Annotated in this window: 8 protein-coding genes; all 8 read left to right on the forward strand. The window is 35.8% G+C overall.

The annotated features are described in order from the left end of the window. The first annotated feature begins 17 nt into the window (after positions 1 to 17). The 8 genes from nuoN to mfd all read left to right on the forward strand — a co-directional run bounded on the left by nuoN (position 18) and on the right by mfd (position 11,353). Entirely contained in the window at positions 18 to 1,472 is a 1,455-nt protein-coding gene (gene nuoN, locus ACFIKE_RS03325; protein ID WP_375627305.1) for an NADH-quinone oxidoreductase subunit NuoN, read from the forward strand. Then, the gene (locus ACFIKE_RS03330; RefSeq protein ID WP_375648395.1) at positions 1,472 to 2,281 is read left to right on the forward strand and encodes a biotin--[acetyl-CoA-carboxylase] ligase; all 810 of its coding nucleotides are present in this window, start codon (positions 1,472 to 1,474) and stop codon (positions 2,279 to 2,281) included. Before nuoN ends, ACFIKE_RS03330 begins: the two co-directional genes overlap by 1 nt. A gap of 46 nt (positions 2,282 to 2,327) precedes the next feature. Then, the gene (locus tag ACFIKE_RS03335) at positions 2,328 to 4,004 is read left to right on the forward strand and encodes a ribonuclease J (RefSeq protein ID WP_375627303.1); all 1,677 of its coding nucleotides are present in this window, start codon (positions 2,328 to 2,330) and stop codon (positions 4,002 to 4,004) included. A 203-nt stretch (positions 4,005 to 4,207) separates the two neighbouring features. Continuing rightward, a complete protein-coding gene (gene proS / locus ACFIKE_RS03340; protein WP_375648396.1) occupies positions 4,208 to 5,533 on the forward strand; it encodes a proline--tRNA ligase in 1,326 nt (441 codons plus the stop codon). Positions 5,534 to 5,544: 11 nt separating this feature from the next. Beyond that, the gene (locus ACFIKE_RS03345; protein WP_375648397.1) at positions 5,545 to 6,813 is read left to right on the forward strand and encodes a lipoprotein-releasing ABC transporter permease subunit; all 1,269 of its coding nucleotides are present in this window, start codon (positions 5,545 to 5,547) and stop codon (positions 6,811 to 6,813) included. Continuing rightward, entirely contained in the window at positions 6,813 to 7,493 is a 681-nt protein-coding gene (locus ACFIKE_RS03350) for an ABC transporter ATP-binding protein (protein ID WP_375648398.1), read from the forward strand. Before ACFIKE_RS03345 ends, ACFIKE_RS03350 begins: the two co-directional genes overlap by 1 nt. Before the next feature lie 66 nt (positions 7,494 to 7,559). Next, entirely contained in the window at positions 7,560 to 7,847 is a 288-nt protein-coding gene (locus ACFIKE_RS03355) for a succinate dehydrogenase assembly factor 2 (RefSeq protein ID WP_375648399.1), read from the forward strand. 5 nt (positions 7,848 to 7,852) lie between these two features. Next, positions 7,853 to 11,353, forward strand: a complete 3,501-nt coding sequence (mfd, locus tag ACFIKE_RS03360) for a transcription-repair coupling factor (protein WP_375648400.1) — start codon at positions 7,853 to 7,855, stop codon at positions 11,351 to 11,353. Positions 11,354 to 13,010 lie beyond the last annotated feature (1,657 nt).

Consider the following 13,010-nt stretch of genomic DNA (forward strand, 5'->3'; position numbering starts at 1 on the left):
ATAAGGGAAGAATGCACATGCAAACTGAAATAATAGCGCAATTAGTCTTAATTCTTCCGGAGCTTTTAATCGCATTAGGAGCTGTCGTGTTGCTTATGTTTGGTGTTTATTCCAATACACGTGCTTCTTTAACAGTGACAGGTTTAGCCATGGCACTTCTTGTGGCAACTATTATTATTCTTATAGTTTTTCCGAAAAATGGTTCATTTCAAACCAATGCGCTCGTTATCGATTCCTTTAGTCGTTATATGAAAATTTTAATGCTTATTGGTGCACTCTTTTCTCTTATCATGTCTGTTGGTTTTGCCAATGCACAAAAGTTTAATATATTTGAATTTCCAGTGCTTGTTCTTTTAGCAACCCTTGGAATGATGTTTATGATTTCAGCTGGTAATATGCTGTCGCTTTATATGGGGTTAGAACTGCAATCTTTAGCTTTATATGTTTTAGCAGCGATTAATCGTAATAATGTAAAATCTTCTGAAGCTGGTATAAAATACTTTGTTTTAGGAGCATTATCTTCAGGATTGCTGCTTTATGGTATTTCTTTACTTTATGGTTTTACCGGTCAAATTGGTTTTCACGAAATTGCTCTTGCTTTAAAAGGTAAAAATTTACAATTGGGGGTCATTTTTGGAATTGTTTTTATTTTAGCTGGTTTGGCTTTCAAAATTTCTGCTGTTCCATTTCATATGTGGACACCTGATGTTTATGAAGGAGCGCCAACACCGATTACGGCATTTTTTGCTGGTGCCCCTAAAGTTGCTGCAATGGCTTTAATCATCCGTATTATTGTGATGACCTTTATTCCCCTAGGGCGTGTTGATAATGTGATGCCTGCATGGCAACAAATTTTGGTCTTCATGGCGATTGCATCAATGATACTTGGTGCATTTGCTGCAATTGGTCAAAATAACATTAAGCGCTTAATGGCTTATTCGTCGATCAGTCATATGGGCTATGCACTTGTTGGTTTATCTGCTGGAGATATGCTAGGAATAAAAAGTGTTATTCTTTATATGACGATTTATCTTGGAATGACGATTGGCTCATTTGCTTTTATTCTTGGAATGCGCTCTCAGAATGGCAATGTTGAAAATATTTATGATCTTTCAGGGTTAGCAAAGACAAATCCGTTTATGGCTATTGTTATGACAATACAGCTTTTCTCGTTAGCCAGTGTACCACCTATGGCTGGTTTTTTTGGGAAGTGGTATACATTTTCTGCTGCTGTCCATGCTGGTCTGACGCCACTTGCAGTCGTTGGGATGATAGCGTCTGTCGTTGGAGCTTTTTACTATTTACGAGTCATTAAAATTATGTGGTTTGATGACGCAAAAGCGCATTTTGTTGTTTTATCGAATGAGCTTCAATTTTGTCTTGGTCTTTCTGCATTGTTTATTTTATTTTATACACTTTTTGGAGTTTGGTTTGCTGAATTAGCAGAAAAAGCAGCAGCTGCATTGTTTTAATGAATATGGTTTATATTTTATCAGATTTTGCTCAAGAACAAGGATACACTATTGAAGCGTACGATAGTGTTGACTCAACAAATCTCACTGCGCAACGAAAAGCGCAAACTGGTCATCAAGGTAATCTTTGGATTGTTGCACAAGAACAATCACAGGGAAGAGCAAGAAGAGGGAGGAGTTGGTCTAGTCCCAAAGGGAACCTTTATTCTAGTCTTTTATTAATTGATGATATTGTTCATCAAACTGCAGCTCAACTTGGTTTTGTTGCTGGAATAAGTGTGGTAGAGGCAATAAAACAATTGATAAAAGATGAAAATCAGACAAACAATATTGTGAGTTTAAAATGGCCAAATGATATTTTGTTACAAGGAGCTAAAAGCTCTGGAGTTTTGCTTGAGATTTTAAAGTTGTCATCACAACAATATGCATTGGTTATTGGTATTGGAATAAATGTGAAATATAATTATGAAGATGCACCTTATCCCACTTCAAGCTTAAAGAATATCGGTTTGCATATTGAAGCAGAACAATTATTTACGGTTTTGACGGAGTGTTTTTCTAGAAATTACCTTCTTTGGAAACAACCAAAAGGATGTGAAATAATCCGAAAAAAATGGCTTTTATATTCTGCTCACCTTGGGAAACATGTCAAAGTGGTGAATGATGAAAAAGTCATTGAGGGTGTTTTTGATGGTCTTGATAGTGATTTTAACTGCATCATAAAGCAAAAAAATGGTCAGACAGCCATTATAACAGCTGGAGATATTCATTTTGGTTCGGCTGCTTCTATTAATGCAGGTTGTTATTAAAAAATTATTTTACCATCAGATACCTTAATGATTTTGGGAGATGTTTATGGTTGCAGCTAATAAGAATGAGTTTGTTTTTTTACCTCTGGGGGGGGTAGGTGAAATAGGGATGAATTTAGCTGCTTACGGATTTGGTCCCCAACATCTTCGTGAATGGCTGCTGGTTGATATGGGAATTAGTTTTGCTGGTTCTGAATTACCAGGAGTCGACCTTGTTTTTCCTGATATTCGTTTTCTAGAAAGTGAAAAACATAATATACGGGGTCTTGTTTTAACACATGCACATGAAGATCATTATGGGGCCGTTCTTGATTTATGGCCAAAGCTACAAGTTCCAATTTACTGTACGCCTTTTACAGCAGGATTATTGGAAACTAAAAAACAATTAGATTTTGAATCTCAAAAAAATTTACTCAATATTTTTCAAGCTGGTGATTGTTTTCAGGTAGGTTCCTTTACTGTAGAGGCTATAGCTGTTAACCATTCAATACCAGAATCTGTATCTTTAGCAATTACAACCTCTTTGGGGACTGTGATTCATACTGGTGATTGGAAAATTGATCATACTCCTTCACTTGGGGCTGTGACGGATGAAAAAAGATTTCGTGCGTTAGGAAAAAAAGGTGTTTTAGCATTACTTTGTGATTCTACAAATGCGTGTCGGGATGGTATATCTCCATCAGAGCAGCAGGTTCAAGCCAGTCTTTCTGAGATTATTTCCAAAGCTGAAGGGCGCGTTGCAATAGCAACTTTTTCTTCTAATATTGGTCGGATACGTTCTATTGCTCTTGCAGCTGAAGCTGCTGGACGTAAGGTGCTTGTCATTGGGCGTTCCCTTAAGCGAAGTATTATGGTTGCACAAGAGCTTGGTTATATGAATGGTTTAGCACCATTTGTAACGGAAGATGATTATGGTTACATTTCGCGAAAAGATCTTGTTTTAATTGTCACAGGGAGCCAAGGTGAGCCATGTGCTGCTTTGGCTAAACTGTCACGTGATGGAATGAGAAATATTACACTTTCTGCTGGTGATACCGTTATTTATTCATCACGAAGTATTCCAGGAAACGAAAAAGCGATTATTGAGGTACAAAATCGTTTCATTGATTTGGGTATTGAAATTATCACGAATGAAGATGCACTTGTTCATGTTTCCGGTCATCCCCGTCGTTCAGAACTTTTACAGATGTATGATTGGGTAAAGCCACAGATACTTGTTCCTGTACATGGGGAAGCAATGCATCTTAAGGCTCAGGCAACTTTAGCGCGTCAAGCGGGTATTAAAATTGTTACAGATATCAGAAATGGACATATGTTACGTTTTGCACCAGAACCTGTAGAAGTTGTTGATCAAGTTCCTGTTGGCCGCATCTATAAGGATGGTTGCCTAATTGGAGATGAAAATGAACTAGGGATTCGTGAACGTCGCAAACTAAGTTATGCTGGTCATGTTACTATTTCTCTCCATATAAATAGTAAGCATGAATTATTAGGGGATATAGGTCTAACAACATTCGGGTTACCTGAAAGTAATGGAAAGGGGGAAAGTTTAAAAGATATTCTTTTAGATATTATAGAAAATACAGTTTATAATATCCCACGCATGAAACAGAAAAATAATGAACTTATTCGAGAGGCAACACGACGTGCAGTGAGAGCGGCTGTTCATGAAATTTGGCAAAAAAAACCTATCTGTACAGTTTTTTTACATCGGTCAAAGTAAAAGAACTTTCATATTACGTTATTTAAAAAGAGAAGAGCATTTTTATTTTATTGCTAAATAAGAAAAATAAAGAATAAAGCCTGGTAAATTTTTAAATAGTAAGATCGTTATATTTGCAAGTATTAAGAATGCGGCTATAGATGAATAGAGGGTGTGATAAATTGTTCCGATATGATAGGTCTGATTAGGAGTTAATTATTTCAATGCGTCTTTCTCAATATTTCCTTCCACTTTTAAAAGAGAATCCTAAAGAAGCAGAAATTGTTTCTCATCGCTTCATGTTGCGCGCTGGAATGATTCGACAACAAACATCAGGGATTTATTCTTGGCTTCCTTTGGGAAAAAAAGTGCTTGATAAAGTTTGTACAATTATTCGTGAAGAGCAAGAACGTGCGGGTGCAATAGAAATATTGATGCCTACAATTCAATCTGCTGATCTTTGGCGTGAAAGCGGTCGTTATGATGATTATGGTTTGGAAATGCTTCGCATTAAAGATCGTCAAAAGCGTGATTTACTTTATGGTCCAACCAATGAAGAGATGGTAACAGATATTTTTCGCTCATATGTTCGTTCTTATAAAGATCTTCCACTTAATTTATATCATATTCAATGGAAATTTCGTGATGAAATTCGCCCACGTTTTGGTGTGATGCGGGCACGAGAATTTTTAATGAAAGATGCTTATTCTTTTGATCTTGATTATGAAGGTTCTAAAACATCTTATAATCGTATGTTTGTTGCTTATTTACGCACTTTTTCTCGTCTTGGTTTAAAAGCAATTCCTATGCGTGCAGATACGGGTCCAATAGGGGGGGAACTCAGTCATGAATTTATCATTTTGGCTGAAACGGGAGAGAGCGCTATCTTCTGTGATAAACAATTTCTTGAACTTACTGTTCCTGATAGTTCAATCGATTTTAGTGATAAAGCTGTTTTGGATGATATTGTTAAACAATGGACATCTTTTTATGCAGCGACGGAAGAAATGCATAATGAAGAGGAGTGGGCTAAAGTTTCTGATCATAATCGTCTTTCAGCGCGTGGTATTGAAGTCGGGCATATTTTCCACTTTGGCACGAAATATTCTGCTCCAATGGGAGCAAAAGTTATGGGACAAGATGGAAAAGAGCATGTAGTCTCTATGGGATCTTATGGTATTGGACCTTCGCGTCTTGTTGCGGCCGCTATAGAGGCTTCTCATGATGAAAATGGTATTATTTGGCCAAAGTCGATGGCACCGTTTGATTTTGGAATTATCAATATGAAATCCGATGATGAAAAATGCACGAAGGCATGTGAGTTTCTCTATCAGGGATTAAAGGAGGCTGGTTTTGATCCATTATTAGATGATAGAAATGAGCGTCCTGGATCAAAATTTGCAACAATGGATTTGATTGGTTTGCCAACGCAAATCATTGTTGGTCCTAACAGCATTGCACAAAATGAAGTTGAAATTAAAGATCGAAAAACAGGTGTAAAAAAATCTCTAAAGGTTGAAGATGTACTCAGCCAACTTTCTATAAATTAATAGGAAATGTTATGAAGAGGCTGAAAGACAAATGGTTTTCATCTTATGAGTGGATGATCGCTTTTCGTTACATGATTCCCAATAAAAAACATGTTGTTGCATCTGTTATTTCAATTATTTCTCTTATTGGGATTATGTTGGGCGTATTTGCTCTGGTTGTTGTTATGGCGGTGATGAATGGCTTTCGTACAGAGCTTCTCAATCGTATTCTTGGTATGAATGGGCATCTTATTGTTCAAACAGTTGATTCTGGTTTTTCTGATTATAAGACTCTTATTTCTTCTTTAGAATCTACAAAGGGTGTGAAGTTTGCTTTGCCTGTTATTGAAGGTCAAGCGCTTGTTCAAGGTGAAGTTCAAGGTGGCTCTGGCGCATTAGTTCGTGGTATGCGCAAACAAGATCTAGAAAAGCTTAAAACAGTCTCTCAAAACATTAAATTAGGATCGATTTCTCGGTTTGATGAAGAAGAAGGTGTTGCAATTGGAAGTGGCTTAGCAGAAAAATTGGGGCTGACAGTTGGAAGAGATATTCGTATTATTACTCCAGATGGTGATGAGACTCCTTTTGGCGTTACCCCACGTGTGAAAGCTTATAAAGTCGTTGCTATTTTTGAAGTTGGTATGTCTGAATATGATTCAATATTTATCTTTATGCCTCTCCATGAAGCACAAATGTTTTTTAATTTGGGAGATAAGGTTCAGTCTTTAGAATTATTTCTAAATGATCCTGATGCTGTTGATCAAATAAAACCTGTTGTAGAAAAAACAGTTGATCAACAGGTCTATTTAATTGATTGGCGTACACGCAATCAGGCTTTTTTTTCAGCCTTACAGATTGAACGAAATGTTATGTTTTTCATTCTTTCTCTGATCGTTCTTGTTGCTGCTTTAAATATTATTTCAGGGCTGATTATGCTTGTAAAAGATAAAAGTCATGATATTGCGATTTTACGCACGATGGGGGCTCAACAGAGTGCGATTTTGCGTATATTTATCATTACAGGAATGATGATTGGTTTTATTGGAACTATATTGGGTTTAGTTTTAGGTGTTATCGCGACCGCTAATATTAATCATATCCAAGACTTTATATCTTGGTTATTTAATGTCGACGTTTTTAATCCTCAACTTTATTTTTTAACAAAATTGCCTGCACAAATTGAGTGGAAACAGACCATCTTGGTTGCTATGATGGCTTTATTTTTGTCGTTTCTTGCTGCTCTCATTCCGGCATGGCGTGCTGCTAAGCTAGATCCCGTACAAGCTTTGAGGTATGAATAATGACAGCTATTTTAGAGCTTGTAGAGATTGAAAGACACTTTTTCGAGAGTCATAAGCCGCTTATTGTTTTAGATAAAGCGAATTTTATTCTTAATCATGGAGAGCTTGTTGCACTTGTTGCACCATCTGGTGCTGGAAAATCAACACTTCTTCATATTGCTGGATTATTAGAAAAACCAACAGCTGGTGATGTGATGTTACGGGGTATTTCTTGTGCAAAGCGCTCTGATAGTGAGCGAACAGCTATAAGACGAAATGATATTGGTTTTGTTTATCAATTTCATCATTTACTTCCAGAGTTTACGGCGTTAGAAAATGTTATGATACCGCAAATGATAGCAGGATTAAAAAAATCCATAGCAGAAGATCGTGCGCGCAAATTATTGACGTATCTGCGTGTTTCTCATCGTGCTAACCATCGTCCCTCAGAGTTATCGGGAGGAGAACAACAACGTGTTGCTATTGCACGTGCAGTAGCAAATGGCCCTTCGGTTCTTTTGGCTGATGAACCTACAGGAAATCTTGATCCCGTAACTTCAGCTTATGTTTTTCAAGCTTTATCTATCCTTGTTCGCCAGTCGGGTCTTTCTGCTCTTATTGCAACACATAATTACGCTTTGGCTAAGCAAATGCATCGTCGAATTACACTTAAAGAACAAAAGATTATAGAACTTCCTTAAAAGCAAGGTACAAATTTTATACGACTAATTGAATAGTTTATATTACTTTATTCAAGGAGATTTTTTATGACAGTTTTTGTCGTTGACAAAAATCAATTAGATGTGCGTCGTCGTCGATTGATTTTTCGTGCATGGCGTCGCGGTATTCGTGAAATGGATCTCATTTTTGGACATTATGTCGATACTCATATTACTGAAATGAATGATAAAACGCTCTTTGAACTTGAATATATTATGTCTTTTGATGATCGTGATTTACTCACATGGATTACTGGAGAAGTTTCGCCACCCTCTGAAGTTGATAGTCCACTTTTTCGTGATATTGCCAATTATCGTACTTGCTTAAGTTATTAATCCCGATGCCTATATTTAAAAAAATTGTTATTCCAAAAAATAATTCTGTTCGTATGATTTTTGATGGAGTTCCTGATGGATTTGAAGCCTTTGCGCTTGCGAAATTAAGTTCAGAAATTGCACAAGGTAAACCGCTCATCTATGTTGTCCGCGACGGAACAAAAATTGTTCATTTACAACAAGTTTTAAATTTTATTGAGCCCAATTTACCCATACTTCAATTTCCTGCATGGGATTGTTTGCCTTATGATCGTGTGTCACCAGGAATTTCTGTTATGGCACGTCGATTATCAGCATTGGCACACATAGCAAATTTACGTAAAGATCCGCATCCTGCAATTATATTAACAACAGCAAATGCGATTATGCAAAAGTTACCTCCTCGTGAAATGATAGAAGCTCAGCTTATTCACGCACGTGTTGGCCAGCGCAATAACATGGGAAATCTTATTCAGTTTTTAGAAACCAATGGTTTTGAACGCGTTACGGTTGTCCGTGATGTTGGTGAGTTTGCTGTAAGAGGAGGAATACTTGATATCTTTTCTCCCATGGATGTTGAACCTTTACGTCTTGATTTTTTTGGAGATACCCTAGAAAGTATCCGCATATTTGATCCAGAAAGTCAAAGGACAACAGGCCAAAAAACTGAACTTTTATTACAGGCAATGAGTGAGGTTGTTCTCACACCAGAACGCATAAGCCGTTTTAAGAGCAATTATACCCGTACATTTGGTTTATCACAAAAAAATAACATGCTTTATGAAGCAATTGCTCAAGGTCGGCGTTTTGCCGGTATGGAACATTGGCTTCCATTTTTTTATGAAAACCTTGATAGTTTTTTTGACCATTGTGGCAACTTACCGATAGTTTTTGAGCATCTCATAGAAGAAGCCTTCATTGAACGCTATCGTCTTATTGAGGACTATTATAACGCGCGCAAAGAGCGCGAAAATGATGAAAAAAATTCTACTTCTTATCATCCAATAGATCCTAGTCTTTTTTATTTAACGCCAGAGCGTGTTTTGGAAAGTGTGCAACAATCTTCACAGCGTATTGATTTTTCGCCTTTTAATATTCCACAAAGTTCGGAAAAAACTGTTATTCACACCAATGTTAAACAGGGATATGATTTTGTAAAAGAGCGTAATGCGCAGGAAAAAAATGTTTTTTCAAGTGTTATTGATCATATCGCATCTTTACGCACTGCTGGTAAAAAAGTGCTTTTAGCGTGTTGGAGTGAAGGATCTCTCAATCGTTTGTTACAAGTTCTCGATGAGCATGGATTGAAAAAAATAGATGTTGCAAAATCCTTGCAAACTGTCAAAGCAACACCACGAGATCGCATATTAGCAGCTGTTATCATGATAGAACATGGTTTTGAGGCTGAAGATTTGGCTGTTATAGCAGAGCAAGATATCCTTGGCGATCGTTTTATAAGATCGCCAAAGCGGCGTAAAAATAATACAAATTTTATTTCTGAAATTTCTGCTTTAAATTCTGGTGATATTATTGTGCATATCGACCACGGTATTGGCCAATTTGTTGGTCTTAAAACCATCAAAACCACTGGAATTTTACGAGATTGCCTTGAAATTAGATATGCTGGAGGTGATTTACTCTTTTTACCTGTTGAAAATATTGAGCTTCTCTCACGTTATGGCTCAGAAGGAACAGAGGTAACTTTAGATAAATTAGGGGGTGTTGCTTGGCAAGCACGTAAAGCTCGGCTTAAAAAACATTTATTGGAAATGGCAGGGCAATTAATTCGTATAGCTGCAGAACGTATAACTCGTGCTGCGCCTGCTTTACTTCCACCAGTTGGACCATTTGATGAGTTTGTTGCTTGCTTTCCCTATGAAGAAACGGAAGATCAAATGAATGCAATTGATGCTGTTTTAGACGATTTAGCCTCAGGAAAGCCTATGGATCGCTTGATATGCGGTGATGTTGGTTTTGGAAAAACCGAAGTAGCCATTCGAAGTGCTTTTGTCGCAGCATTAAATGGATATCAGGTTGCTGTTGTTGTACCGACAACTTTGCTTTCACGTCAACATTACAAGACATTTATTTCGCGGTTTCAAGGATTACCGGTTAAAATTGGACATGCTTCAAGGCTTGTAAAAGCAAAAGAACTTGCAAAAGTAAAAAAAGGTGTTTCAGATGGTACAATCGATATTGTCATTGGAACCCATGCATTGTTAAGTGGTGCAGTTAATTTTTTACGATTAGGCCTTCTCATCATTGATGAGGAGCAGCATTTTGGTGTCAAACACAAAGAGCGTTTAAAAGAGCTTAAAAGTGATATTCATGTTCTCACACTTTCAGCAACTCCCATACCACGCACTTTAGGGTTAGCATTATCGGGTGTACGTGAACTTTCATTGATAACAACGCCCCCCATTGATAGAATGGCCGTTCGTACTTTTATTTCACCCTTTGATGCACTTGTTATACGAGAGACCCTGCTTCGAGAATATTATCGTGGCGGACAAAGTTTCTATATTTGTCCTCGTATTTCTGATCTGACTTTTGTAGAAGAATATCTCAAAACACATGTGCCAGAACTGAAATTCGTTGTGGCTCATGGACAAATGCCGGCTGGACAACTTGATGATATCATGAATGCATTTTATGATGGGCAATATGATGTTTTGCTATCAACAACCATTATTGAATCTGGTCTTGATATTCCAACAGCCAATACCCTAATTGTGCATCGCGCTGAGATGTTTGGTCTTTCTGCACTCTATCAGTTACGAGGGAGGGTAGGGCGCTCAAAACAACGTGCTTATGCACTCTTTACATTTCCTGCTGGTAAAGTTTTAACAGCTGCTGCTGATCGTCGTCTTAAAGTTTTACAATCTCTTGACACCTTGGGGGCTGGTTTTCAATTGGCAAGCCATGACATGGATATCCGTGGTTCAGGCAATTTTTTAGGTGAAGAGCAATCGGGGCATATTAAAGAAGTTGGATTTGAACTCTATCAAAAAATGCTTGAAGAAGCTGTTGCTGAATTAAAAGATGGAGAGCTAAATGAAGATAAGCAATGGTCTCCTCAAATTTCACTTGGTACAACAGTGATGATACCAGAAAGTTTCGTGCCTGACTTGCCATTACGTATGGGGCTTTATCGTCGTTTAACAGAACTTGATGATTTAGAACAAATTGATGAATTTGCAGCGGAGTTAATTGATCGCTTTGGTCCTTTACCGCTTGAAGTTCAACACCTTCTTAAAGTCTTTTATATCAAAACATTGTGTCGAAAAGCGCATGTAGAAAAATTGGATACTGGACCAAAGGGGATTGTTATACAGTTTCGCAATAATTATTTTGCAAATAGTGTTGCTCTTGTTCAGTGGGTTGGAAAACAAGGTTCGATGGCAAAAATTCGACCAGATCAAAGTATCGCTCTTATTCGTGATTGGTCCACAGCGGATGAAAGGCTTGTTGGAGCAGCGAATATTATGACACAGCTTGTCGAAATGGCAGAACAACATTCTGGTTAAAAACTTCTTTGTTGTTTCAGAATTGTTACTCGTTTTTATAAAATTATTATATAAAAACAAATAGTTATTAATTTTTTATAAGAATAAAATTTAAGTTTATAATAAAAGAACTTCTTACATATTCATTTTGCGTTCTTCATCATAAGACATATTGATATAATGAAGAAAATAGCTTAGACGGTGTAACCGCAATAAATAGAACGTGCATATAAGTATCTTCTCTAAAAAGCAAAAACTTAAGCCAAGATAACATGCTTTCTTCATTACAAAAGTTACTAACGATAGTTTTTACTCCCTGTAATATATGGCATAAAAACGCTCACGCTGATTTATCTTCTAAGGAACAATACCAACATTAAAAAACAAAAGAAAGAATACTAAAGATAGCATATAATTTATTGAAGATAAGTATTTATCATTTAGATATTTTGGGAAAAAATTTTCTAAAGCAGAATACTATAAGCGTTTGCAGGAACGAAATAAGTTTTTAAAAGAACTGAAAAATCTGAAGAATAAATATTATAATCTTGGTTCGAAATTACAGGATCTATTTGAAAAAATAAAAATTTATCTCTAGGGTAGATATAGCGAGAGAGTACGAAGTAGGAGAATACGAAGAAAAGCTGAATTATTTAATAAATGGAAAATTATCCTCATATTTATTATTAGTTGCAAAGTTTTAGTGGATATATTGCAGAGTGATAGAGGTGCTATTTTACGCAAAGATTTTGATTGGAAAGATAAAGATTTTTATTGAGTAAAAGACGCAATTAATTCGATAAGCCCCAGTTTCTAGCAATATAAAAGAATTGCTAACAGAAGACTCTTAATAGCTATGAAAAACAAACATTTGATGATGTAAAAGATAAATTATTATTGTAAATTAATATGTTGTTATATTTTAAGGAAGTTTATTATAAATAAAATATTTTCAACAGTTATAAATTTTCTCTCTAAGAAAATATGTTTTTTAATTAAGAAAAAAGCACTTCTTTAGTAGCGTATTTTTAAATTAAACTTTTTGGTTAGGAGCTGTAGAATATAAAACTTTTATTACAAAAATGTATCGCCATTGTTTTGTAAACAAGGGCAGAAAATTGTCCATTAGGAAAAAGTTCTCTTACAATTATGCAGAAATTTTAGACAATCAGTGGTTTTAATTTATGAAATGTTTCAATAATACAGTAAATGATTTTATTTTTTCGTATCATACGAATCACATAAGGAAAAAAGTAAAATTTATCTGATATTTCGGAGCTTCATGCATTACAACAGCTGTTGCTAAGGCTCCACGAACTTAACATGAAGAGTAACAAATGTAAAAAGTTTAATTAGTAAGATTTTTAGAGTAGTATAGGAGTTTATTCTAATTAATATTGCAATATTGATTCGTTTGTGTAATCTTAGCTTAAATGCACAGAGGTGTTTTATGGATAGATTGCATCAAACACCAATATGATAAAGAGGGGAATTATATGGGTGTATAAAAATTAGAATAGCTCGTCGTATTTTTTCTCTAAATTTGACTTTTTTTTTTATATTGAAGTAAAAATAGTAAAATTAAGTGTTATTTCATTATAATTTAATAAATTTAAGTTGGAATTATATTTAATATTTTTTTGAAGTTACTTAAGAGCGCGTTGAAAGGATTAACTTA

Source organism: Bartonella sp. MU70NMGDW (assembly GCF_042194085.1).
In the GTDB taxonomy this organism is placed as follows: Bacteria; Pseudomonadota; Alphaproteobacteria; order Rhizobiales; family Rhizobiaceae; genus Bartonella; species Bartonella grahamii.

Coding starts and splice junctions, on each gene's coding strand:
- nuoN (WP_375627305.1), top strand. CDS start 18: ATGCAAACTGAAATAATAGCGCAATTAGTCTTAATTCTTCCGGAGCTT.
- ACFIKE_RS03330 (WP_375648395.1), top strand. CDS start 1,472: ATGAATATGGTTTATATTTTATCAGATTTTGCTCAAGAACAAGGATAC.
- ACFIKE_RS03335 (WP_375627303.1), top strand. CDS start 2,328: ATGGTTGCAGCTAATAAGAATGAGTTTGTTTTTTTACCTCTGGGGGGG.
- proS (WP_375648396.1), top strand. CDS start 4,208: ATGCGTCTTTCTCAATATTTCCTTCCACTTTTAAAAGAGAATCCTAAA.
- ACFIKE_RS03345 (WP_375648397.1), top strand. CDS start 5,545: ATGAAGAGGCTGAAAGACAAATGGTTTTCATCTTATGAGTGGATGATC.
- ACFIKE_RS03350 (WP_375648398.1), top strand. CDS start 6,813: ATGACAGCTATTTTAGAGCTTGTAGAGATTGAAAGACACTTTTTCGAG.
- ACFIKE_RS03355 (WP_375648399.1), top strand. CDS start 7,560: ATGACAGTTTTTGTCGTTGACAAAAATCAATTAGATGTGCGTCGTCGT.
- mfd (WP_375648400.1), top strand. CDS start 7,853: ATGCCTATATTTAAAAAAATTGTTATTCCAAAAAATAATTCTGTTCGT.